Genomic DNA, 23344 nt, shown 5'->3' with positions numbered 1-23344 from the left:
TTATACCGGGTCACGCCACGTAGCGCGGCGTCAAAACCTGATGAGGGCGGTTGCGCCAGAGGTCGAAACCGTCGAGCAGCCAGTTCAGTTCCTGGACGCTCAACACAATGGCCTCGTCGGTTACATCAGGCGATGTTTTAAAGCGCTCGGATTCGAGGCGCTTGAGCCAAAGGCAAAAGCCGTTGCGCTCCCAATACAAAATCTTCACCCGGTTGCGGGATTTGTTGAGGAAGACAAAAAGCACCGGGTCAAACACCGCGACCTTGAGGTCCAGTTCGACCAGAGCGGCGAGGCCGTCGATGGATTTTCGCAAGTCCACGGGTTTGGGGTAGAGGTACACTTTTTCAACTTTGGCGTCGGGTCGCATCATGGCGGGGCTGGCTCCGGAGAAAAACGGGAGCACAGCATCCGGCGTCAGGGGAGTGCTTTGAATGTGTAGTTCATGGAGCGGTTACAGCCCAATAACCACAGTAACTCCCTTCGTCACCTTGTTTGTGCGAATCATGCCATGGAGCTTGCTTGAATGCCGGATACCAACTTTCGCAGTATCTTTTTAATAGATTTGAGGCTTCGTCTTTATCTTCTTCGTAGATGGCTAGGACGAGGGGGGTGTAGATGTCGTGTGCAAGATGGTTCTGAGACTATGTCCAAGTGTGTTTTTGCTCTTTTGCATTCTTCGCTCAGCGCCGGAAAATTAGCGCCGAGCGAACGGTAGAGCAGCTTATTCTTCGCCAGACCAATACCAGATCGTGTCGCCCCAAGCAGAATTATCAAACTTTGGCATGATTTCTCCTTGGTTGAAGTAACGGCGAGAATCCTTTTGAGCGGGAGTGAACCAAAAGCCTGACTTTATGCACGGTTTTCCCGCATCCACTCGAGATGTTTGTGAGGAGCTTGATGATTGATAGTTTCTAGCGTATTCGACTAGATCTTTAGGGTAGACCATATGACTGATCTTGCGATCATCTATTCCGTAAAGAAATGCGACAGCAGCGGCTTCGAAAGCCCAATACCCAACATAGTTTCCATCATCATCTTCTATGTCTAAGTGGCTATCATGCCAGTTGGTTTGTAGTTTTCCGAAAGCGGGGTACCATTCTTTACAGTATTCAAGTAGCAGGTCGCTCGCTTCGTTTTCGTCATCAGCGTAAATTGCTTTCACTAGCGGCGAATAAAGTTCGTGATACCATTCATCAAGATCTGACCGGCCAGGAAGAATTTTGCGCAGAAGATCTTCGTATAAAGTATCTTCGTGTGCATATCCTGCGCGATCAATTAAGTTAACAAAGCGGATAAGCAAATCTGTTTGATGCAGCAATATACACAGGCTGATAACTTGGACGCACTCTTCGTATTGCTCAGGCCAATCATCTATTGCTAATGGTGAAATGTCAGGTTCGCCGTCTTCCAAAGCTAAAGCATTCTGATAGATTTCATAGCAAGTTATAAGCTTTTCTAGCCTTGGGAGTAGTGTTTCTATTGGTTCCCCTGCGGTATAGCTTATCAGTAGTGCATTGAATGCAGATTCTTTAAAGTAGCCTGTGCGAAGAGCCTTTTCCTGCGCAGGGTTATCTGCCTGCATGGTTTCATTTTTCCAGCGGGATTCTGTTTCGTCATAAAGTTTTATGGATTTTTGATAGTAAGAGTCGAAAATTAATTTTTGGCGTCTGTTCATGCTGGTATTCTAGCCTCTTCTTTTAATACGTCCAAATTCCCATATTTTTTTCGTAATGAGGCTAATCGTTTATTAACGGCCTCTCTTACTTCTTCCTCGCCATAATGAAACCCGTCGTGATCGCGGTGAGTTTCTTCATGTGAATTTGCCAGCTGAGCGTCGGCATGCGCTTTGGGGCTGAGGCTCTTATGATAAAGAGGAGTAAAAAATAAGTGGCGACTATAGGACTTCATGATGCTTTCTCGTAGTTCAATATTTTTTATCGCCAATGGTAGCTTTGATGTTATCCATGCGCGACTCATCTGAACTATGTGCTTCTTTGACTTTTCATCTGTTTTTTTATTTTTTTTGCCACTCGGAGTGTTCTTGTCGTTAGTAGCTTTCGCATTGTCACTTGAGGTTTTTCCGCCTGATTTACCTCCGGCTTTTCCGCCAGCTTTTCCACCTGCCTTTTGTTTAGCGGGTTTATTCTGATCTGCGTCATCCGTAATCGGTTCGAGAAGTTCAGAAGGATCCAGAACCCCGGAAAGTCCTAGCTTGGAAGCAATTTTTGGTTTTGAACCCTCAATTTTTTGAAGAAACTTAGGCGCGTCTTCCCGCTTGCTAGCTTTCGCTTCAACTATAGCGAATTTTTTATTATTGTTTGTACTTGGATTCGCTCGCCAGATGGAGTCGATTCCGGTTCCATTTGCCCCATCTGTAAGTTTGTATAGAACATGTCTAGCTTTGGGGTTGCCACCTTTTGACAACTTTCCAAGCGTATCGCCGTTCGGTTTCCCGTCCAGCCATTTGCCTTCTGAACCTTTATCATGACCGTCCCACTTTTTTCCCCAGCCAAATTTCTCTGCGCATATATAGTCTGCGATGTGCTCTCCGCACACACCTAAGCCCTCGTTGAGGATGTCTGCGGTGGCAACGGCTAGCTTCGTGTTAGCAGGCTGGTTAGAGTGAGCGGAACTTGGACCGTCTTTGCCATTTTTTGCTACGGTCGCGTCCTTGCCAGCAGGTTTTTCTACCCTCTTGGGGTGGGTAGATCCTGAAGATAATGCGGAACTATTGCGTTGCATCCCTTTCCATTTTGTTAAGCGCCTTTCCACAATGCCGATCATTTCTGGCATGTTGTCGCGAGCGGTCGCGAGTACGGTGACAACTGCGGATTGAGTCCAGTTGGGCAGGCTTTGGAAAGCTGAAGAACCTTTTACTGCGCTAATGATGTCGTCAAGCTCACCTCGGAGCTTCGACGCGTTGAATACTTCTTTTAGCAACTCCTCCGGACTTGTTTTGATACCACACTCTTGTAATACAAAACGCAACAAATCAAATAGAACCGGGGCATAACGCTGAGGATCTTTATTGACTATGCGCATGCTTTTTTTCAGACCATCACCTGGTCCAGGAATCCAGCCGATAACTGCAAGGAGCAAATCAAATTTTGCTTCATCTTTACCGTCTGCAGTTTCCGCATTGTAGAGGACGATAGAGGACTCTACTGTGTCGTACGCGTCGATCGCTTGACCTAGAAAGGGTACGGCTCCTAAGGCAATACCCTTCGCAAGTTCGACTGCTGCCTCTTTATAAGCTGCTGTACGGTCTTCAGTTTGCGCTTCTTCACTCATGTCAGCCTCCCTGCGGCTTTCTCCACTAGTGCTTGTAAATCAACGTTGTCTGGATCGAGTCCAAGTTTTCGGATGTCCTCATTGACCTTTGCATCGCTACTTTGGACGATTTTCACTGGTTCGCGATCAAAAGGCCGCGGATCTTCGCCGTAATAGACTTTGGCCGGTCCTTTCGGCACGTCTTCCAACCGGGCGAAGCCGTCATCGTCCAGCACGCCTTCGCGGGTCGAGCCATCGGCGAAATCAACGCGATAAGACGCGCCCGGCACCGGTTCCAGATTGTCGTAGTGCAAATTCAACTCAAGCCACGTCGGGTTGGCCTTGGCTTTTTCCATCAGCCTTCCGGCGATGTCTGCCGCTGCCAACCCCGGAATCAACGGCACCAAAATCCCGATCCCGGTGCCCACGCCAGGCGCGCCGCCGGTATTGACCTTCACTTCAGCGCCGCTGATGGTCACGCCGCCGGCGTCGACCTTGACGAAACTGCCGCCAGCCTTGGCGGTGAGTTCCATGCCGGCGTCTACCACGACCTTGTCGCCGGCGTGGTAGTGGATTTCGCTGCCGGCTTCGACGAATTGAGCGGTGCCGATTTTTACGTGCTGGGTCACGCCGACGGTCAGGTGCTCGTCGGCGCGCATTTCGCTGATGCGGTCCAGATGGGTGATGCGGTGTTCTTCAACCTTGAATTCGCTCAGCGTATTGGCTTCGACGGTGTCGTGCCGTTCGTTGCCGATGCGGATCTTCTGGTCGTGCTCGATGTTTTCGTCCCAGTCGCGCTGGGCGTGGATGTAGATTTGCTCGACGCCTTTTTTGTCTTCGATGCGGAATTCGTTGTAGCCCTTGCCGCCCGGGGAGCTGAGGGTTTTGAAGGTGCTGCGGGTCTTGTTGGCCGGCAGGTCGTAGGGGACGACGTTTTCCTTGTGGTACAGGCAACCGGTGACCAGCGGCTGGTCGGGATCGCCTTCGAGGAAGGTGACGAGGACTTCCATGCCGATGCGCGGGATGGCGAGGCCGCCGTAGGCGCTGCCGGCCCAGCCGCTGGCGACGCGCATCCAGCAGGTGGTTTTGTCGTCGGCCTGGCCGTCGCGGTCCCAGTGGAACTGGACTTTGATGCGGCCGTACTGGTCGCAGTGGATTTCTTCGCCGAACGGGCCGGTGACGATGGCGGTCTGGCTGCCGAGGACTTTGGGTTTCGGGTGTTCGAGGGCAGGGCGGTAGTGCGCGTCCCACGGTGTGGCGAGGAAGCTGTTGCGGTAGCCCTGGTGGAAATCGCTTTTGTTGTCGGTGACGTCGCTGGTGACGTTTTCGCCGAGCACTTGCGGTTGTTTGCCTTCGTGGAAGACTTCGAGCAGCAACCACATATCGTTCCACTCGGCGCGCGGGTGTTCGGCGAGGGTGAGGAAGTGGCCGCTGGTGAGGGTCGGTTCGTCACCTTTGCCTTCGGCGAGTTTGTAGTCGCTGCGATGGCGTTCCAGTGCGCGGGTCGAGAGGTGCTTGCCGCGCTCGCGGGTAGTGAAGCGGCCGGGGTAATCGTAGTCTTCGAGGTCCGGGGCGAAGGGGCTGGTTGCCGTGCCTTCGGGGAGGATCTGCGGCTTTTCGAAGTCGTAGTCGCGGCGGCTGACGCGAGTGGTGCGGGTTTCCAGGCGCAGGTTGAAGCGCTTGATCACCGGTTTGTCAGCGCTCATGCCGGAGTCTTGCTGGTAGCTCACGGCTTTAAGTTTGCGAAACACCGTCTGGTCGTCGCCGAACACCAGTTTGTGGCCGCTACTGCTGTGCTGGAAGTGGAAGTGAATGCCTTCCTCTTCGCACAGGCGCTGGATGAAGTGCAGGTCTGATTCGTCGTACTGCACGCAGTAGTCACGCTCGGGGTACTCGGCGCCGAGCTGGAAGCTGTAGGCGTTGGCGAGGATGCCGCGATCTTCCAGCACCTGAGCGATGATCTTCGGCACTGTGAGTTGCTGAAAGATCTGCTGGTCGTGGTTGTGGCGCAGGTAGGCCAGTTGCGGCACCAGACTGATGCTGTATCGGGTCAGGGTTTTGCCGGAATCGCCTTGCTCGATGCGGTACACCAGGCCGTGGATCTTGCCTTCGCCGGTGGCGCCAAAGGTCAGCACACCGGGCTTGTGCAGCAGCTCTTCGAGCTTCAGATCGGGGCGGGCGCTGACCAGTTCGAGGTCAAAACGGAACGGTTCGTTGAGGGCTTCGCGACCGGTGAAGCTGAGGACTTGCAGGTCGGCGTTGGCGCCTTCAAGCGTGAGGGTGATGTGGGTTGCGTTGGCGTCCAGCATGCCTAGAGTTCCGTCCGTTGAATAAGCAGGTGACGGATGATGTCGGATTAGGCTGACTCGTTCAAGGCGCAAATGCCGTAGTGAGGGGCGTGGCAGCGTATGGGGGAAACCCTTAGCTGGGCCATTTGGCCTAATGAAATCGGGCGTTTTAGCCGATATGCCCGCGACGGTTACGCGTATTCAACTGACCGGGCGCATGAGAATTACCAGTCAGTTTCAGACTAGAGTTGCCTGTAGCACGTCAAAGCCATCGGCCATCAACCATGTTCAACGGTGCAATGCTGACGTCCAACGAAGTGAAAGATCTGACCCTCGTGGTGTCGCGACGGGACAAGTACACCGCGCGTGTTAAAGGCCGATGTACGTCTGATCAAAAGTGCCGACAGCGGCGCCGAAAGAGTCGGTTCCATCGACGGCCACACGCTCAGTGGCGGTTGGCCGCGCATGAACGACGACAACTCGATGCCTTACTTCGATGGCAGCAACCCGTATCTGGTCAACTGTGTGCAGGTCAACGACTTACCGCACCCGATACGAGAAGTTTGCCTGGGATGTGGATGAGACCCGGTTGATGGTGAGTTACAACTTTTGGGTGTTGTGAACCTCAGATTTGTAGTGTTTGATCCGGCGTTTTCGTGAGCAAGCCCCCACCCACAGGTTTCTCGGGTGTTCATAAACAGAGATCCTTGTGGGAGCGGGCTTGCTCGCGAAGGCGTTGTTACAGCCAATGCCAGAATCGGCTCCAGAACCCGCGATTCAAGTCCTCCTTGCAGCCGGCATATTGCTGGGCATACACATTCGAACGACTTTGCACCTTGCCCGCCGTGGCCATCAACCACGCCTTGCTGGCATAGGTTTTCTGCCGATAGCCACCCCAGCCTTCGTGGTAGTTGAGGTACTGGCCGTAGGCGTCGTATTTGTATACGCCGTTGATCGACGTGGTCTTGTCCATGTACCAGCCAACAAAATCGATAGCGTCATCAAAGTCCTCACGGTCGGCCCAGTTGCGGCCGGTGCTTTTCTGGTAGTCGGACCAGACTTCATCCTTGGCCTGGGCGTAGCCCGAGGCGGTCGACACCCGGCCCCACGGGATTACCCAGAGCAGGTATTTGCGCGGGGTCTTGGCGTCGTAGCGGTAGCCGGATTCCTGATACATGATGGCGAAGGGCACCTGGATCGGCACGCCCCAGCGTTTTTGCGTGACTTGCGCTGCGTCGTACCAATCACTTTTCTCGCGGAAGATCTCGCAGATGTTTTCTGGCGAACGGGGCGGCGAGGTGCCGCAACCCGTCAATAGCGCCGCGAGTATCAGTAGTCCAATCGTCTGCCCTGAATTCAAAAGCCGTTATCCCGTCTTGCGCGTAAAAAGGGCGACAGTCTACGCGCTCAGCTCAATTGGTGACGATAGGGTAAATCCGGACCGGTCTTGCTGCACGTCAGCGCCGCCGCTTGCACGGCAAACTTGAGCATCGCGTCAATCTGCTCGCGCGCAAGCTGTTGCACGCCGTCCACCGAATCCAGGCCTTGTTCGGTCAACCAAGTAATCAGCGCGGCCTGGAAGGTATCGCCGGCGCCAACGGTATCGGCGATCTTTACCGAACTGGCCGGCACCGACCATGCACCATGGACGCGGCTGAAGGCCGTCGCGCCGTCACCGCCCCGGGTCAGGAATACCACTTGGCAGCGATGCTCCAGCCAGCCTTCGATGACGCGCTGCGGGTCCTGCCCGGGGTACAGCAGGCTCAAGTCTTCATCGCTGACTTTGATCAGATCCGCCAGTTGCACCAGTGTGGCGATGCGTGCGCGCCACAGATCGATATTCGGCTCGGGATTGAGGCGCACGTTGGGGTCGAGCGTGATCAGGCGTTTGCCGCTTTCGCGCTGGACCAGGGCGAGCAGGGTGTCGGCAATCGGCTGCACCACCAGTGAGAACGAACCGACATGCAGGCCGCGCACCTCGGGGCCCAACGTCGGCAGGTGCGTCAGGCTCAGTTGCCGATCCGCGCAGCCTTCACCGCGAAAGCTGTAGTGCGGCGAGCCATTGGCTCCGATGGCGACCATCGCCAGGGTGGTCGGCGCGGCGAAGTCCACCAGATAGTCCGGTCGCACACCTTCCTCCTGCAACACTTGCTGCAAGCGGCGGCCGAGGTAGTCGGTGGACAGTCCGCCAAACAAGGCCGAATCCACGCCCAAGCGGCGCAAGCCGACGGCGACGTTGAACGGCGAGCCGCCGGCAATCGCCTTGAAATTCACTTTCGAGGCCAGACCGCTGGCATCGTTTTCGCTGAAGAAATCAAACAGGGCTTCGCCACACACCAAATACATAATTGTTAGCTCTTTATAGGATTGCGACATGTTGTTGATAGCGTTCATAGGCCTGCTGGAACGCTGTGACGTTGGTGGCAATCGGCAGGGTTTCACTGCTCAGGTCAAGCTTCACGCAGCGCTCGCACAGGTCGGCAAGTGTGTCTTCGTGGCCGTTCGACCATGATTTGCACCATGCCGCTTGAATCGCCGCGCCAAGGGCAGCGGCTTCGCTTTGTTCGGTGCAGATCACCGGGGTGTCCATGATGTCGGCGACGATCTGCCGCCACACGGCGCTTTTCGAGCCACCGCCGATCAGGCAAATGCTGCGGCTTTGTAAACCATTGTGCCGGAGCAAATCCAGTCCATAGCGCAGGCCGAACGTGGTGCCTTCGACGGCAGCGCGGCACAGATTGGCTTGGGTGAGGTTATCCAGCGTCAAGCCGTGCAGGCTGCCGGTGGCATGGGGCAGGGCGGGGACGCGTTCGCCGTTGAGGAACGGCAGCATGCTCACGCCCTCGGCGCCGATGGGCGCTTGCGCGACGAGCTCGTTGAACTGATCGAGATCGAGGTCGAACAACTCGCGGATGGCGCCGGTGGCGTTGGTCAGGTTCATGGTGCAGATCAGCGGCAACCAGCCACCGCTGGAGGAACAGAAGGTAGCGACCGAGGCATCCGGACTGACTTTCGGCACGTCGGCATAGGCATACACCGTACCGGAGGAACCCAGGCTCATGGTGATGGCGCCGGGCTGAATGTTGGCGGTGCCGATGGCGCCCATCATGTTGTCACCGCCGCCGCTGGAGATCAGTGCGTTGGGGTTCAGGCCCAGTTGTTCGGCGATGGCTGGGAGGAGGGTCCCCACCGCTTCGTGTGCGTCGATCAACTCCGGCAGCGCTGCTTGCAGGCGTCCGCTGGCGTCGATGTCGCGCAGCAGTTGCAAGTCCCACTGGCGGGTGCGTACGTTGAAATAACCGGTGCCCGAGGCGTCGCCGTATTCGCTGCACGCGCGGCCGGTAAGCCAGTAATTGAGGTAGTCGTGGGGCAGCAGAATTCGCGATATGCGCGCAAATACCGCCGGATGCTGTTCTTTGGTCCAAAGCAGTTTCGACACGGTGTAGCCCGGCGCGATGACCACGCCGAGGCGTTCCAGCGAGCCTTTCTCGCCGCCCAGATGGGTGAGCAGTCGATCATTTTCGGCGCTGCTTTCGGTGTCGCACCAGAGTTTGGCCGGGCGCAACACTTCGCCTTGATCGTCGAGCAATACCAAACCGTGTTGCTGGCCTGACACGCCAATGCCGAGAATCGACTGACCGTCGACATTCGCCGCCAAGAGTGCGCGGCGGGTGGCGAGGGCGAAGGCTTGCAGCCATTGCTGCGTGTCTTGCTCGCGGCGACCGTTGGCGCCGCTGATCATCGTGTGTGCGGCGGCGCCCTGGCCGAGGACTTGGCCGCTGGTGGCATCCAGGATGATTGCTTTGGTGCCTTGGGTGCCGCAGTCGATGCCCAGGAAGCGTTGTCGGGTTGTCACAGGAATGTCCTCAGGGTCTCAGGTCTGCCAGCAGGCTCGCCCCCACAAGGGCGCGCAGTTCAAAATGTGGGAGCGGGCTTGCTCGCGAGGGCGTCAGTCGTCTCACCGCTCGATTCAGGCCAGCACCCGTTCCAATGTTCGCGAAACACCCACTTCGCGCAAACTCTCGCAGCACCACTCGAACGCCGCGACAAACGCCGCCGAACGCGGGATCGCCGTGCCAAAAATCTCCTCGACCGCCAATAATCGCTGAGAGATCAACGCATCGTCCGCCACCAGCCCCTGACAAAACGCCGCGCGCGGATCTGGAATCGAATAGGTGTCGCCGTTCTCATCCATGCCCTTCAAATACAGGGCCCACGCAGCAACGACCAAGGCTGCGCGTTTGGTGTCCTGGCCATCAGCAATCAACCGATTGATCGTCGGAATCGTGAACTTGGGAAACTTCGACGACCCGTCCGAACACACCCGTTCAAGCTGATCGGCAATCGCCTGATTGGAGAACCGCGCTACCAGTGTGTCCTTGTATTCGCTCAGATCAATGCCGGGCACTGGCGCCAGTTGCGGCGTGACATCCTGATCCATGTAAGCGCGCATGTACCGCACGAACAGCGGGTCATTCATGGTCTCGTGGACAAAGCGATAACCCTTCAAAAAGCCCAGATAAGTCAGCGCCAGATGGCTGCCATTGAGCAGTTTGATCTTCATTTCTTCGTACGGCGAAACGTCGTCGGTGAACTGCACACCGACCTTTTCCCAGGCCGGACGGCCGTTGACGAACCTGTCTTCCAGCACCCACTGCACAAACGGCTCGCAAACCACCGGCCAGGCATCGTCCACGCCGTGCTTGTCCGCCAGTTGCAGGCGATGCGCGGTGCTGGTCATCGGCGTGATGCGGTCAACCATGGCGTTGGGGAAACTGACGTTCTGCTCGATCCAGTCGCGCAGCATGGGGTCGCGCAACATGGCGAACGTGAGCAACGCTTTGCGGGTGACGGCGCCGTTGTGGGGCAGGTTATCGCAGGACATGATCGTGAACGCCGCCGTGCCGGCGCCACGGCGTTTCTCCAGCGCTGCGCAAAGGAAACCGAAGACGGTTTTCGGGGCTTGAGGGTGTGCCAGATCGTATTGAATCTGCGGCAAGTGCGCCATGAACTCACCGTTGCTGTCGTCGATGCAATAGCCACCTTCGGTGATGGTCAGCGAGACGATGCGGATCTGCGGATCGGCGAGTTTTTCGATGAGGGCCTGAGCACCGTCCTCGGCCAACAGCATGTCGCTGATCGCACCGATCACACGGACTTCGGTGTCGTCGCTATCGCCGAGTTCGAACAGCGTGAACAGGTAATCCTGCTCCTTGAGATCATCGCGGGCGCGGCGGTCTTCGTCGCGCAGGCCAACGCCGCAAATCGCCCAGTCCAGCGCTTCGCCGGTGTTCATCAGCGCGTCGGTGTAATACGCCTGATGCGCGCGATGAAATCCACCGACGCCAATGTGAGCAATGCCCTGACGGGTGTCGCTGAGGTTGTAGGCGGGCAGTTTCACCTCAGGAGCGAGGCGGTTGAGGTTCTGTTCGTTCAGTTTCATCGGATAGTCTCGACAATCAGGCCGCAGCGCGTAGCGGACGGGTCAACGCCAGACCTTCGGCATCGAATAAGTGGCAGTGGGCGGCGTCCAGACACAAGTTCAGTTGCTCGCCATAACGGCTGGCCAGGTCTGCGCGTACACGCATGGTCAGGGCTTCGCCGGCATTGGTTTTGACGTGGCAGAACGTGTCGCTGCCCAAGCGCTCGCTGACGTCAGCGGTGACGTGCAGGGTGCAGTCGCCCGGTTGCGCCAGTTCCAGGTGTTCGGGGCGGATGCCGAGGGTCACGTCGCTGCCAACGCTCAGATGGGCGGCGTTGAAGGGCAGCGTGATACGCGTCCCCGCGTCCAGCGCCACTTCGCAGTGTTGTCCATCGACCCGGGCGATCTTGCCCTTGAGGAAACCCATCTTCGGCGTGCCGAGGAAACCGGCGACGAACAGGTTGGCGGGGTTGTGATACAGGTCCAGCGGAGAGCCCACTTGCTCGATCTTGCCACCATTCAGCACCACGACTTTGTCAGCCATGGTCATGGCTTCAACCTGATCGTGGGTGACGTAGATCATGGTCGCTTGCAAGTCTTTGTGCAGGCGCAGCAGTTCCAGGCGCATCTGCACCCGCAGGGCCGCGTCGAGGTTGGACAGTGGTTCATCGAAGAGGAAAATTTTCGGGTTGCGCACGATGGCGCGGCCAATGGCTACGCGCTGACGCTGACCACCGGAGAGTTGTTTCGGCTTGCGCTCCAGCAACGGCCCCAGCTCAAGGATGCGCGCCGCTTCGCCGACTTTTTTCGCGACTTCGGCTTTGGGCACGCCGGCCAGATCGAGGGCGAACGACATGTTCTTTTTCACCGTCATGTGCGGATACAGCGCGTAGGTCTGGAACACCATCGCCAGATCGCGTTTGGCCGGGCTGACTTCGGTGATGTCGCGGCCATCCAGTTCGATGGTGCCGCCACTGACTTCTTCAAGGCCGGCGATCAGACGCAGCAGCGTGGATTTGCCGCAACCGGACGGGCCGACGAAGACCACGAACTCTTTGTCGTTCACTTCCAGGTCGATGCCCTTGATGATGGAAAAACCTTCGAAGCCTTTTTGCAGATTCTTGATTTTCAGGTTGGCCATGGGGGCCTCCGCTTGAGTTATTTCAATTGCACCGGGCAAGCTTTTGGTGGGAGCGGGCTTGTTCGCGAAGCGGTCGTGTCAGTCGGTATCAAGGGTGGATGACACTGCGCTTTCGCGAGCAAGCCCGCTCCCACGGGACATTGCGTTGGGTTGGATAGATTCATTTCACGGCGCCGAACGACAAACCGCGCACCAGTTGTTTTTGGCTGATCCAGCCGAAGATCAGGATCGGCGCACACGCCAGGGTCGAGACTGCCGACAACTTGGCCCAGAACAACCCTTCGGGACTCGAATACGAGGCGATCAGCGCGGTCAGTGGTGCGGCTTTTGACGAGGTCAGGTTCAGCGACCAGAAAGCCTCGTTCCAGCACAGGATCAGCGACAGCAGCACCGTCGAGGCCAGGCCGCCCTTGGCGATCGGCAGCAGCACGCGAACCATTTCCTGCCACAGCGTGGCGCCGTCGAGCCGGGCGGCTTCGAGGATGTCTTTGGGAATGTCCTTGAAGTAGGTGTAAATCATCCAGACCACGATGGGCAGGTTGATCAGCGTGTAGATGACGATCAGGGCCGTGCGCGTGTCGAGCAGGCCGAAACTCTTGGCCAGCAGGTAGATCGGCATCAGCACGCCCACCGGCGGCAGCATTTTGGTGGAGAGCATCCACAGCAGCGTGCCTTTGGTGCGCTGGGTTTCGTAGAACGCCATCGAGTACGCCGCCGGCACCGCGATCAGCAGGGACAGGGCGGTGGCGCTGAAGGAAATCACCACCGAGTTCCAGGCGAAACTGAAGTAGTCGCTGCGCTCGTTGATGTGCAGGTAGTTCTCCAGCGTCGGCGTGAAGATGAACTGTGGCGGCGTGGCAAACGCGTCGATTTCGCTCTTGAAACTGGTCAGCACCATCCAGAAGATCGGGAAGAAAATCACGATCGCGATGGCCCAGGCCAGGGTGCCGAGCAGCAGGCTTTGCAGCCGGCGGGATTGTTGAAGAGTCATGGCAGGCCTCAGGCTTTGTCAGTCAGGTTTTTGCCGATCATCCGCACCAGAATGATCGCGGCGATGTTGGCGATGACCACGGCAATCAAACCGCCCGCCGAGGCCATGCCGACGTCGAACTGCACCAGTGCCTGGTTGTAGATCAGGTAGGCCAGGTTGGTCGAGGCGTAGCCAGGGCCACCGTTGGTGGTGGTGAAAATTTCGGCGAATACCGACAGCAGAAAGATCGTTTCGATCATCACCACCACGGCAATCGGCCGGGCGAGGTGCGGCAGGGTCAGGTGCCAGAAGATCGCGACGGGGCCAGCGCCGTCCAGGCGCGCCGCTTCTTTTTGTTCCTGGTCGAGGGACTGCATGGCGGTCATCAGAATCAGGATGGCGAAGGGCAGCCATTGCCACGAGACAATGATGATGATCGACAGCAGCGGGTAGTGCGCCAGCCAGTCCACCGGCTGCGCGCCGAACAGCTTCCAGACGTAGGCGAGGATTCCGGAGACCGGATGAAAGATCAGGTTCTTCCAGATCAGAGCGCCGACCGTGGGCATGATGAAGAACGGCGAAATCAGCATCACCCGCACGATTCCGCGACCGAGGAACTCGCTGGCTTCAAGCAGAGCGCTGATCAATACACCGAACACCACGCTGATCAGCAACACACTGCCGACCAGCAACAACGTATTGGTGGCGCCGGGCAGGAAGCCGGAGTCGGTCAGGAAGTAAGTGAAGTTCTCAAGCCCGACGAACTGGTTTTCACCGGGGTAAAGCAGGTTGTAGCGGATCAACGAGAAGTAGACGGTCATGCCCAGCGGCACAATCATCCAGAGCAGCAACAGGGCCACTGAAGGGCTGACCAGAAACCAGCCGGGATTGGCCAAACGGCTTTTGCGCTGTGGCTGGGCGAGGTCGATGTGGGCTTTGGCAGTTGAAGTATTCATGGTGATCACAACCGAGTCATACAGACCTATGGAGATCCCATGTGGAAGCGAGCCTGCTCGCGAAAGCGGTGGATCAGTGCCATGTGTATTGGCTGGTACGACGCCTTCGCGAGCAGGCTCGCTGCCACAGGAGGCAGGAGCGAGCCTTACGGATTACTTGGGATAACCGGCGCGCTTCATCGCGCGTTCGGTGGTTTGCTGGGCGGCTTCCAAGGCTTGATCCACCGTGGTCTGGCCGATCAATGCCGCCGAGAACAGCTTGCCGACCTGGGTACCGACGGCCTGGAACTCAGGAATGGTCACCAATTGAATACCGATGTAAGGCACCGGCTTTAGCGTCGGTTTGCTCGGGTCCGCCGCCTTGAGCGATTCCAGCGTCACTTTGGCGAACGGCGCGGCGCTCATGTAGGCATCGCTGTAGGTCGAGGCACGCGTGCCTGGCGGTACGTTGGCGATACCGTCGGTTTTGGCTACCAGTTCGCCGTACTCTTTGGAGGTCGCCCAAGCACTGAATTCTTTCGCGGCGTCTTTGGCTTTGGAGCTGGTCGGAATCGCCAGCGCCCACGAATACAGCCATGCCGAACCTTTGTCGGTGACCTGATGGGGCGCAAAGGTGAAGCCGACGTGATCAGCGACCTTGCTCTGAGTCTTGTCGGTCACAAACGAGCCGGCGACGCTGGCATCGACCCAGATTGCGCATTTGCCGCTGTTGAACAAGGCGAGGTTTTCGTTGAAACCGTTGCTGGACGCACCCGGCGGGCCGGATTTCTTCATGGTGTTGACGTAGAAGTTCAGCGCGTTTTTCCACTCAGGGCCGTTGAATTGCGGCTGCCATTTTTCATCGAACCAGCGTGCGCCATAAGCGTTGGCGATGGTGGTGACCAGCGCCATGTTCTCGCCCCAACCGGCTTTGCCACGCAGGCAGATGCCGTACTGCTCTTTGTCTTTGTGGGTGAGTTTTTCGGCGAAGCCTGCAATCTGCTCCCAGGTCGGACGCTCGGGCATGGTCAGGCCGGCTTCCTTGAACAGATCGGTGCGGTAATAGGTGATCGAGCTTTCGGCATAGAACGGCAAGGCGTACAGCGAACCCTTGACCGACAGGCCTTCGCGCACCGACGGGAACACGTCGTCGAGGGCGTAACTGGCCGGCAGATCCTTCATCGGTTCCAGCCAGCCCTTGGCGCCCCACAGTGCCGCTTCGTACATGCCGATGGTCAACACGTCGAACTGGCCACCCTGGGTGGCGATGTCGGTGGTCAGGCGTTGGCGCAGGACGTTTTCTTCCAGTACCACCCAATTGAGCTTGATGTCCGGATGCTCGGTCTCGAAGGTTTTCGAGAGCTTTTGCATGCGAATCATGTCGCTGTTGTTCACGGTGGCGATGGTCAGGGTCTGGGCGCCAAGGCTGACGCTGCTGAGGGTCATGCAGGTGAGGGCAAGCAGAGCTTTTGCAGTGGGTTGCATCGTGCACTCCTTTTCTGCGTCCGGAGGGAGGCAGAAGGACAGTTATTGTTTTTGTGTCTTCCTGTGCAGGAAGAATGTGCGCTGATTACAGCCTTCAATCGACGGACTGACAAATCATCCGTCGCACTCTGATCGATACTTTCTTGCACTGGGCTTTGGGGCGATTAACGCAGGGCAGGGGATTTCAGCGAAGGGAGGGTGTCGGATACGTACAGGTTGTGAGCCAAAAACAGAACAAAGCCTGTAGGAAGTGTCAGGTGTGGTTCTGTTCGGTCAGGCGCTGCACGGCGAGGCGTCGATAATGCGAGGGCGTCATGCCCTTGAGTTGCTGAAACCGCCGATTGAAGTTGGAAATGTTGTTGAAGCCCGACTCAAAACACACGTCAGTTACCGGTTTGTCGCCATCGGCCAGCAGTTCGCAGGACTTGCTGATGCGCAGGCGATTGACGAATTCGATGAAGTTGCGCCCGGTCGCCTGTTTGAACACACGGCTGAAATAGGTCGGCGTCATGCCCAGATGCTCGGCGACTTCCTCCAGTGAAATATCCCGGGCGTAGTGGCTGAAGATGTAATCAACAGCGCGGTTGGTGCGGTCGATGTTGTGCTCATCCGCCAATTGCGGCGTGGTGGCGCCGGACAACAACTGAAAATCATCGCTGGCGGCGAGCAATTCCATCAGGATGAAAAAGTGTCCGAGGCGGGTAATCCCCTGAGTGTCGGCGATCCGCTGCATCAGCGCCATGGCCTGACGGATCGTCCGTTTGCAGCGGAATTCGATGCCGTACTGAGCTCGCTCCAACAGCGGTGCCAGGGTTTTCAGTTCGGTGAACACCTGATGGCCGCTCTCGAACAACTCATCCGTGAAATTGACCAGCATGTCGCGCTTCTCGACCACTTCGTGTTCGGCCACCTGGCTGATCCAGTTGTGCGGCAGGTTGGGGCCGGTGAGAAACAGGGTTTCGGGATAGAAGTTGCCGATGTAGTCGCCAATGAACACCTTGCCTGAGCTGGCGACGATCAGGTGCAGTTCGTATTCCTTGTGGAAATGCCAACGCACCAGCGGGCAGGGGAAGCCGTGCTGGCGGTAGATGATGGACAACCCGTTGTGGTCATCCATCAACTCGTAAGAAGGGTCGGTCACGCGGGCGGTTCGGTTCATGGCCTGCTACTTTGTTGTTATCGCCTGCTGATCATGCCTCGTTCGACGTGTGATGTGCCAGTTCGCTCTGACCGCATGCTCTGACCGGGCTCAAGCGGGCTGTGCACGAAGTACCAGCGTCGACTTCTCGATGGCTTTTTCCAGATTGGCCATTTGACAAAAAGACACGATGTTCGAGTTTTTTATAAAGTCGAAGTTAATGATGTTGCACTTCTTCGCCCAGTCCGTTTGGGTGGGGTCAAACCAGGTGTCCAGTTCATTCAGAATTCGCTGCGGGCCACCGACTGTATAGCTCGTCGCAGACAGCGACCAGAGTCGCCACTGGGTCGGTGGGCTGTCTAAAACCTCTGTGATGTAACGGTGCAGGTCAGAAACAGTGACCAGCGACTGGCCAATCCATTTGTGTTGGATCTGTTCATGAAAGCGGTGGTCTCGAGTGTCCCAGCTCATGGGGGCCGCCACCAGGATCCTTTGCAGGGGGCTGATGTCTTTTAACTGACCTAGTGTCAAACCTGCGTTTTCCTGCACAATCATCCGCTCGCCCAGATGTTTCAGCATTAACTGTTTGAATTCTTCGTGATTGAATTCACTGCTGCCTCCCTTGAGTTCATGGAAGTCCAGAATGATGAATTCATTGGGACTTCTTTCCAGAAACGCCTGGACCGCGAGCATGAGATCGCCAAGGTTGCGATTGGAGCGATAGCCGTTGTGCTGAAAGCGAAACTTTTCCAGACCCTGGCCTTCTTTGTCATAAATCAATCGTGCGTCCAGCGCTCTGGCGCCACGATTGAGTTGCGAATAAAAAGAAATGTCCTGGCACGCGAGCCAGTTCTTGCCCGGGAACAAGGAGAAGGAAGCTTCCCAGTCACAGCCGGCATTATGGGCGCCGGGTAGTGTCAATTCACGCAGTGACAGATTGTCGATCTGCGGGGTTGCAGTTATCCATTGAGTCAGGGGTAAGTCGTTCGATTGGAAATCATTCATGTTGTACATCCGGCAGTATTAATAATGGTAGGTCGACGTTTCGACGTGCAGGATGTTTATAGTGGATGGCGTTTGATCAGCCAATGCTTGTTTGAATGCAAGTTATTTAACAGTTAGGGTGTTGGTAGATCTTCGTAGTTTGTTGGTTGTGTTGTTTTGGCTTTTTCAACGGCTTTCTCGATATTGGCATTTTTGCAATGCGATACAATCCTGGCGTTTTCAATGAAATCAAAATTGATAATGTTGCATCTTTTAGCCCAGTCGGTGCTGGAAGGGTGAAACCAGGTGTCCAGATGGCCGAGAATGCGTTGTGGCCCGCCGAGCGTATAGCACGTTGCGGAGAGCGACCAAAGCCATCGTTTGTCCGGGGGGTTGCTTAAAATACGGTCGATGTAGCGGTGCAGGTCAGAAGCGTCGACAATGGATTGCCCGATCCACCGATGAATCACTGCATCATGAATCCGGTTATCGTCTGTACTTCCTGATACAGGCGCGGCCAGTAATATCCGTTGCCGCGGCGCACGTGCCTTCAATTGACCCAGGGTCAGATGCAGAGATTCCAATGGAATGAGTTGCTCGCCCAGCGTGCGCAGGATCACCTGTTTAAATTCGTCGTAATTGAACCCAGTTGCACCACTTTTCAGTTCATGAAAGTCCAGAATGATGAACTCGTCCGGATTTTTTTGAAGGAACTCCTTGACGTCACGAACAAGGTCGTCAAGCGTGCGGGAGGAACAATAGCCACCATGTTGGAATCTGAACCGTTCAATAACTCTCGCTTGGCTGTCATAAAATAATCGAAGGTCGAGTGCTCGGGCGCCACGATTCAGTTGGCCAGCAAAAGAGACATCCTGACATGCCAGCCAGTTCGCGCCAGGAAGTGGCCAGTTTACAGGGAGTAACTGACAGATCAGCCAGTTTGGACATTGGATCAGTTGATCGTAAGAGGCGTTCCAGTCACACCCGGCATTATGCGCACCCGGTAATGTCAATTCGCGCAGTGACAAGTTGTCAATGCCCGGTGTTTTACTCATCCAGTCATGGCTGGAGAGTCTTTCAATGTATCCATTATTCATGTGGTGTGTCCTGCATGTGTTGATAGTTGTGCTATCTGAAATGACATGCAGGCTGTTTATAGGTATCAGGGTTTGATGGTGCAATCTCTATATTAATGCGAGTTGTGTGGTCGTGCGGATTCACGCGTTACGGGTCGGCTGGGTATCGCGGTTTTTTGCTTCAATCCACTGAGCCATATATTGAGTACTTTTATGAGCGTGATGGCGCAGCATGCTCCCAATAAAGTTTCGGGTCCTGCGTTCATGTAAGTGTTTTTGGCAATCACGCAGTTTTTCAATTAGCGCCGGCGCGTGTGTTGCCCGTTGGTAACGCTTGCCGAGCAGCGCTGTTCCGGCCAGGTGGGCTGCTTGCCAATCTGCCGGGCAGCGATAAAGCCGTACGGCGGCGTCGGCCAATTGCACTGCGCTGCGGGTGATCGCGCCCGGCCAGGGTTCCTCGTCATGCATGCCTTCCGCGCCAATGGGGGTGGTGACGCTGGGCGTGCCGCACAGCATGGCGTCCACCAGTTTTCCCTTGATGCCGGCGCCAAAACGCAGCGGTGCCAGACATACCCGTGCCGCTGACATGACCTGTAACGCGTCCTCCGCCCAGTTCATTATGTGAAAACCCTGCGCAGCATTATGCAATGCCATGGCTTTAGGGGGCGTGTAGGCGCCATAGATGTGTAACTGCGCATCCGGCAGTTGTTGACGGATGAGTGGCCAGATCGTGGACTTCATCCAGAGTACGGCGTCCCAGTTAGGCGCATGACGAAAGTTACCGATGCTGAGAAAGTGCGCCCGAGCCTCAAACGCCTTCGGTTCAGTGGTTGGCAACTCCACCATCAATGGGCACCAATGCAGCAACTCGCGTGGCAATCCGAATTGTTTGACCAACAACTCGATTTCTACTTCGGAGATCATCAGATTCAGGTCGCAACGATACAGCGCCGCCACTTCCCGTTTGGCCAGATCGGTGGTGGCCATCAATTCGAATTCTTCGCGCAAGGCCGGCGCAAACAAAACGCTGAAGTCATCCTGATCGGCAGAGACTTTCAACCGCTCCTTGAGTCGCTGGTGACGGGCATGGCGCAAGCTTTGCAGATCTGACGTTTCCAGCACCCGCAGGGCGTCAGGACAGTATTTTTCGACGCGCCAGCCGAACTGCTCTTCCATCATGAACTGGTCGAACAGCACGATATCCGGACGCAGCTCGCTGATGAACATATCGAAGCTGCTGTTGTTCAGTGCGATCGACACTTCGCGGATGCCCAGCGCGCCAAGGTCGGCTTTATGTGCTCCGGGGCTGGCGGGGCTGCTGAAAGTGATGTCCCAACCTTGCTGCACAAAGGTGTCGAGGATCTGCATGACGTGCCCGCTTGCTGCCGAAGAACGGGGCTCGGGCCAGACGTAGCCGATGACCAGAACTTTGGTGACGGTGGGCTGAATCATGAGTGTGATCCTCGGCAGCAGACAGGTAGGCAAAAAAAGGGCGCAATTAAACCACAGAGATGGCTGCTCGCGCCTGGCCTTCGAAGTAAAACATTCTTTGGTATCTTGTCCATAAGCGTTTGCCCATTGAACAGCGATGGAAGCTAACGTTTGTGTATTGCTCTCCGATCAGTGATGTAAAGATTGCTAATAACTATAGCCTATGTAACTTTGGGGGAGATTGGTAGTTTCTTGGTCGTCCACAGTAGTTAAGTAAGTGCAGTTCGCATTTTATGCTGTGCGGGGAGAAAAACATGAATAAGCAGTTGCCAGGCATTTACGATGATGCCGACGATTCGTTGTTGTGGTTGCTGGATCCATTGGCAGATTTGGAAACCGTTTTGGCAGCACCCAGAACGGAAACGGTCAGCCTGGCCATGCCTGAGCAAGGTGTGGTTGATGGTGTTGATGTAAATAAATTGGCTGGAGAAATATTAGCGGGTTGTGCCGTCATCACGGATCCAGTGAGTTTTGATCCTGCCTACTTTATTCGTGAATGCATTGATGAAGCCATAGTGAGTATTGTGTCCGATGAAGAGACGCGTGAGCGCATTCAATATGACAGCCGCATAGCGGTTAAATATTACGCGCTGGAGCCCCCCACGCGCAGCGACTCGCTGACGAGCACTAAAAAGCCTGTCGTCTGGGAAGAGAAAGAATTCACCTTGGCGGAGATCTGTACGGACTATCACCTGCGGCAACTAAAAGGCTTCTACGGGAAAGAAGTAAAATGGCCAGACTATTATCCTTCCGAATTGGTCGCTGTTTTCAATGACGCGGATTATCAGACTGACTTCAAGCTCTATGTGAGCGACCGGCTGCAAAATCCAGCTGTTAGCGCTTTCGGTAGGTTGTTAAAAAAAGCAGAGTTGAACAAGTTGGTTGTAGAGTTTATCAAGAGTGGTACGCGTGCCGTTGAAGATCAGATCGTCGCTTACGAATACCTCAAAGGCCTGATAAAACCGCGGCTTATCAACTTGCACAGCGATCCCGACTTGAGAGTCGATAACGCCGTGTTTATCGGTCGAGGGAATCTGGATCGAGGCGTGGTGTTCTTCCTCGGTGAAGACAGTGCAGCCTTCGAGTTTCCCGCCGGTCATGACGCAAGAGGCAAGTTCGTAGAGAGCAATGTTGATTTTCAGAAGCGCTTGTTAAAGCGCGTTGCTCTGCGTGACCAGCAAAAATCTTATGTCCATGATTTCAAGTATCGGGGGATGGAATTCCCCCTTTTTGCGACACGTCCAAACTATCGGGAGTTGGTGTTTCGATCCAGTTCGGATATAGGTCAGGATTTATTCGATCGCCAGATCAAACGGGGGCTGGCCGATATTGATACGCTGGTTTCGACACAGGCCGAACGCTGGACCGATTTTGCCTTGGAGGCTGCGGGATATCTTCTGCAGATTATTGCGTTTACCGCCTCTTTGCCTTACGGCGGGACGGGAGCGTTTGCTTCCGCTCCGATACGTATGTTGATTCCTTTCCTGGTGGGGCTCGGGAGTTCTGCGACGGACTTGATCCGCGCCGAAATATCGGATGACCCCTCTGAAGCAGAGCGCCTGAGGATCAGCGCGGCGATCGGCGTGTTGGCCGAACTGGCGGGGCCTATTGCTGAAAAGCTCGTCGGTAGAGCATTGTCGAAAGTCGCCAAGAAGGAGATTGGCAAGCGAGTTGTCCTGGCGCTCAAAAACAGCAATCGTCCCTCCGTTTTTCGCGGATCGGCTACGCGTCTTCGTCGACAGTTGGCGAGCACCACCGGAAAGGAAATCCCCGAGGCTGGCAAAGGTTTGCTAGTGGCCGGTTATCTGGATGAGCTGGCCTCAGGGCCAGGCGTGGCACAGACATTGGCGACCGATACTCAGGTTGTGCGCCTTTCTGGTCCGGAAAAGGGCTTCGTTTATCAGGGCTTCGTTTTCCGTGGTGATATGCGCGATCCGTCAATCATTTTCGAGAGGGGATTCAGTCAACGCGTTCGAATCAAACACCTTGACCAGGTCAATGGTTTGAAAGGCGGCTATGGCGGTGCCCACGACGCGCTCAGCCCCGACGGCGCGGGTATTTCCACTTCTGCTTTCTATAAAAAGGACGGTGCCGGCGCTTTTGTTTATGGCGGCCAGAAAGGTGGATACACCTATTTCATCGACGCACGGCAGATGGAAGGTTTTCATTTATATGCCAATACCGAACTTGCCTTTCGGCCGCATTCGGGCTTGAAGACTCTACCCCCTTTGGAAATCAATTATGCCGTCGATCTGCCGCCGGGCTTGATTCTGGGAGCTTACGATTCGCATGGAAAGTTCATTTCGAACCCCAAGGCAATCAACCGGGCGATTGCAGCAAGCGATGCCAGTCTGTTTGCAGGTGGGGGGCGAGAGGTGGGTCACAAATTCCGCGAGCCACTGGACGGTGAGGAATTATTCTCCAATCTTGATTTCGGTAACGAATCGGTAAGCGCTCAGGAAAGTAGTGCGGCTGCTCAGCAGTCTGTCCGGGCGCCTGCACAACCGGCGCCAGGGAAGGTGAGTATCGATGACATCACCGCCTTCAGAGAGCGGCAAAAAGCCAAGCGCGATCGCACGAGTGGTTAAGACTTGAGCAATCAGAGGGCTCGTCCACTCTGGTACCCCGGATAAACGCGGCAGACAGGTTTCAAAGGTGTTCATGAACCCAAGCGGCAGAGCCGGTTTTCAGCGTTCCAGAATGCCTTTGACCTTGTCCCTCAACTGGTCAATCGAAAAGGGTTTGCCAATGACTTGCATACCCGCCGTTACTTCGATGTTTTCCGCGTATCCACTGGCAAACAGGATTGGCAGAGCAGGCCGCAACAGGCGTGCTTGATTGGCCAGTTCACGACCATCCATACCCGGCAGGCCCACATCGGTCATCATCAAGTCAATGTGTTGAGCCTCATCATTAAGAAGCTTCAGCGCCTGCTCGCCACCCTCCGCTTCCAGTACCTTGAAATCCAGTTCCTCCAGCACATCGATGATCAGCATGCGCACGATGGCATCGTCTTCGACTACAAGGATGGTGGATGCGTTGGCGGACATAATAAAAGCTCTCAAGGGTGGGATTCAGGGGCGTCAGCCGATCAGATGTGATGGGCTCATGCATGAGTAAGTGGCGCATAGCCACAAGTTCCCG

The 23344-nt window shown here is 55.9% G+C and carries 18 protein-coding genes and 2 pseudogenes; 2 read left to right on the top strand and 18 right to left on the bottom strand.

Annotated features, from left to right (window positions below; translation table 11 throughout):
* Positions 1-10 precede the first annotated feature (10 nt).
* The 5 genes and pseudogenes from tnpB to tssI form a co-directional block, all read right to left on the bottom strand.
* Positions 11-370, bottom strand: a complete 360-nt coding sequence (gene tnpB / locus AACY18_RS03675; protein ID WP_260455492.1) for an IS66 family insertion sequence element accessory protein TnpB — start codon at positions 368-370, stop codon at positions 11-13.
* A gap of 76 nt (positions 371-446) precedes the next feature.
* Positions 447-623, bottom strand: a pseudogene (locus AACY18_RS03670) (PoNe immunity protein domain-containing protein); the annotation flags it as partial.
* 98 nt (positions 624-721) lie between these two features.
* Positions 722-1675: a PoNe immunity protein domain-containing protein gene (locus AACY18_RS03665; RefSeq protein ID WP_339464306.1), complete on the bottom strand. Its 954-nt coding sequence runs from the start codon at positions 1673-1675 to the stop codon at positions 722-724.
* Positions 1672-3291 (bottom strand): hypothetical protein, encoded by a 1620-nt coding sequence (locus AACY18_RS03660; RefSeq protein WP_339464305.1) that lies wholly within the window; start codon positions 3289-3291, stop codon positions 1672-1674. Before AACY18_RS03660 ends, AACY18_RS03665 begins: the two co-directional genes overlap by 4 nt.
* On the bottom strand, positions 3288-5579 hold the full coding sequence (gene tssI / locus AACY18_RS03655; protein ID WP_339464304.1) for a type VI secretion system Vgr family protein: 2292 nt from the start codon (positions 5577-5579) through the stop codon (positions 3288-3290). The genes AACY18_RS03660 and tssI overlap by 4 nt, the downstream gene beginning before the upstream one ends.
* 260 nt (positions 5580-5839) lie before the next feature.
* On the opposite strand from tssI, the pseudogene AACY18_RS03650 reads away from it, so the two are divergent.
* Positions 5840-6180, top strand: a pseudogene (locus AACY18_RS03650) (hypothetical protein); the annotation flags it as partial.
* 117 nt (positions 6181-6297) lie between these two features.
* Here the strand turns inward: AACY18_RS03650 and AACY18_RS03645 are convergent.
* The 12 genes from AACY18_RS03645 to AACY18_RS03590 form a co-directional block, all read right to left on the bottom strand.
* The gene (locus AACY18_RS03645; protein WP_221729789.1) at positions 6298-6918 is read right to left on the bottom strand and encodes a transglycosylase SLT domain-containing protein; all 621 of its coding nucleotides are present in this window, start codon (positions 6916-6918) and stop codon (positions 6298-6300) included.
* Positions 6919-6965: 47 nt separating this feature from the next.
* Positions 6966-7904: a carbohydrate kinase family protein gene (locus AACY18_RS03640; RefSeq protein ID WP_339464303.1), complete on the bottom strand. Its 939-nt coding sequence runs from the start codon at positions 7902-7904 to the stop codon at positions 6966-6968.
* A gap of 13 nt (positions 7905-7917) precedes the next feature.
* The gene (xylB, locus tag AACY18_RS03635; RefSeq protein ID WP_339464302.1) at positions 7918-9414 is read right to left on the bottom strand and encodes a xylulokinase; all 1497 of its coding nucleotides are present in this window, start codon (positions 9412-9414) and stop codon (positions 7918-7920) included.
* Positions 9415-9528: 114 nt separating this feature from the next.
* Entirely contained in the window at positions 9529-11001 is a 1473-nt protein-coding gene (locus AACY18_RS03630; RefSeq protein ID WP_339464301.1) for a mannitol dehydrogenase family protein, read from the bottom strand.
* Positions 11002-11017: 16 nt separating this feature from the next.
* Positions 11018-12121 carry an ABC transporter ATP-binding protein gene (locus AACY18_RS03625; protein ID WP_339464300.1) on the bottom strand — a complete coding sequence of 368 codons (1104 nt, stop codon included), beginning with the start codon at positions 12119-12121 and terminating at the stop codon, positions 11018-11020.
* Between the two features lie 160 nt (positions 12122-12281).
* On the bottom strand, positions 12282-13112 hold the full coding sequence (locus tag AACY18_RS03620; RefSeq protein WP_339464299.1) for a carbohydrate ABC transporter permease: 831 nt from the start codon (positions 13110-13112) through the stop codon (positions 12282-12284).
* Positions 13113-13120: 8 nt separating this feature from the next.
* Positions 13121-14047: a carbohydrate ABC transporter permease gene (locus AACY18_RS03615; protein WP_339464298.1), complete on the bottom strand. Its 927-nt coding sequence runs from the start codon at positions 14045-14047 to the stop codon at positions 13121-13123.
* 153 nt (positions 14048-14200) lie between these two features.
* On the bottom strand, positions 14201-15511 hold the full coding sequence (locus AACY18_RS03610) for an ABC transporter substrate-binding protein (protein WP_339464297.1): 1311 nt from the start codon (positions 15509-15511) through the stop codon (positions 14201-14203).
* Positions 15512-15764: 253 nt separating this feature from the next.
* Positions 15765-16670, bottom strand: coding sequence for an AraC family transcriptional regulator (locus AACY18_RS03605; protein WP_339464296.1), 906 nt, complete (start codon positions 16668-16670; stop codon positions 15765-15767).
* A 90-nt stretch (positions 16671-16760) separates the two neighbouring features.
* Positions 16761-17654, bottom strand: coding sequence for a phospholipase (locus AACY18_RS03600; protein ID WP_339464295.1), 894 nt, complete (start codon positions 17652-17654; stop codon positions 16761-16763).
* A 113-nt stretch (positions 17655-17767) separates the two neighbouring features.
* Positions 17768-18730: a phospholipase gene (locus AACY18_RS03595; RefSeq protein ID WP_339464294.1), complete on the bottom strand. Its 963-nt coding sequence runs from the start codon at positions 18728-18730 to the stop codon at positions 17768-17770.
* A 120-nt stretch (positions 18731-18850) separates the two neighbouring features.
* Positions 18851-20161 (bottom strand): glycosyltransferase, encoded by a 1311-nt coding sequence (locus AACY18_RS03590; protein WP_339464293.1) that lies wholly within the window; start codon positions 20159-20161, stop codon positions 18851-18853.
* Between the two features lie 293 nt (positions 20162-20454).
* Here AACY18_RS03590 and AACY18_RS03585 point away from each other — a divergent pair, with 293 nt between their 5' ends.
* Complete coding sequence (locus AACY18_RS03585; RefSeq protein ID WP_339464292.1) at positions 20455-22788, top strand: hypothetical protein; 2334 nt, start codon at positions 20455-20457, stop codon at positions 22786-22788.
* Between the two features lie 99 nt (positions 22789-22887).
* On the opposite strand, the gene AACY18_RS03580 is transcribed toward AACY18_RS03585, so the two are convergent.
* A complete protein-coding gene (locus AACY18_RS03580) occupies positions 22888-23250 on the bottom strand; it encodes a response regulator (RefSeq protein WP_339464291.1) in 363 nt (120 codons plus the stop codon).
* Between the last annotated feature and the right edge of the window lie 94 nt (positions 23251-23344).

The organism is Pseudomonas sp. EA_65y_Pfl2_P74, from assembly GCF_963970575.1.
Classification (GTDB): domain Bacteria; phylum Pseudomonadota; class Gammaproteobacteria; order Pseudomonadales; family Pseudomonadaceae; genus Aquipseudomonas; species Aquipseudomonas baetica_A.
The sequence above is the reverse complement of the archived record's forward strand: the minus strand, read 5'-3'. Positions and strand labels throughout refer to the sequence as shown.

What these genes read in the sequence shown, in the direction of transcription:
- tnpB (WP_260455492.1), bottom strand. Translation starts at nt 370, where the DNA reads ATGATGCGACCCGACGCCAAAGTTGAAAAAGTGTACCTCTACCCCAAA.
- AACY18_RS03665 (WP_339464306.1), bottom strand. Translation starts at nt 1,675, where the DNA reads ATGAACAGACGCCAAAAATTAATTTTCGACTCTTACTATCAAAAATCC.
- AACY18_RS03660 (WP_339464305.1), bottom strand. Translation starts at nt 3,291, where the DNA reads ATGAGTGAAGAAGCGCAAACTGAAGACCGTACAGCAGCTTATAAAGAG.
- tssI (WP_339464304.1), bottom strand. Translation starts at nt 5,579, where the DNA reads ATGCTGGACGCCAACGCAACCCACATCACCCTCACGCTTGAAGGCGCC.
- AACY18_RS03640 (WP_339464303.1), bottom strand. Translation starts at nt 7,904, where the DNA reads ATGTATTTGGTGTGTGGCGAAGCCCTGTTTGATTTCTTCAGCGAAAAC.
- AACY18_RS03630 (WP_339464301.1), bottom strand. Translation starts at nt 11,001, where the DNA reads ATGAAACTGAACGAACAGAACCTCAACCGCCTCGCTCCTGAGGTGAAA.
- AACY18_RS03625 (WP_339464300.1), bottom strand. Translation starts at nt 12,121, where the DNA reads ATGGCCAACCTGAAAATCAAGAATCTGCAAAAAGGCTTCGAAGGTTTT.
- AACY18_RS03620 (WP_339464299.1), bottom strand. Translation starts at nt 13,112, where the DNA reads ATGACTCTTCAACAATCCCGCCGGCTGCAAAGCCTGCTGCTCGGCACC.
- AACY18_RS03615 (WP_339464298.1), bottom strand. Translation starts at nt 14,047, where the DNA reads ATGAATACTTCAACTGCCAAAGCCCACATCGACCTCGCCCAGCCACAG.
- AACY18_RS03610 (WP_339464297.1), bottom strand. Translation starts at nt 15,511, where the DNA reads ATGCAACCCACTGCAAAAGCTCTGCTTGCCCTCACCTGCATGACCCTC.
- AACY18_RS03605 (WP_339464296.1), bottom strand. Translation starts at nt 16,670, where the DNA reads ATGAACCGAACCGCCCGCGTGACCGACCCTTCTTACGAGTTGATGGAT.
- AACY18_RS03600 (WP_339464295.1), bottom strand. Translation starts at nt 17,654, where the DNA reads ATGAATGATTTCCAATCGAACGACTTACCCCTGACTCAATGGATAACT.
- AACY18_RS03595 (WP_339464294.1), bottom strand. Translation starts at nt 18,730, where the DNA reads ATGAATAATGGATACATTGAAAGACTCTCCAGCCATGACTGGATGAGT.
- AACY18_RS03590 (WP_339464293.1), bottom strand. Translation starts at nt 20,161, where the DNA reads ATGATTCAGCCCACCGTCACCAAAGTTCTGGTCATCGGCTACGTCTGG.
- AACY18_RS03585 (WP_339464292.1), top strand. Translation starts at nt 20,455, where the DNA reads ATGAATAAGCAGTTGCCAGGCATTTACGATGATGCCGACGATTCGTTG.
- AACY18_RS03580 (WP_339464291.1), bottom strand. Translation starts at nt 23,250, where the DNA reads ATGTCCGCCAACGCATCCACCATCCTTGTAGTCGAAGACGATGCCATC.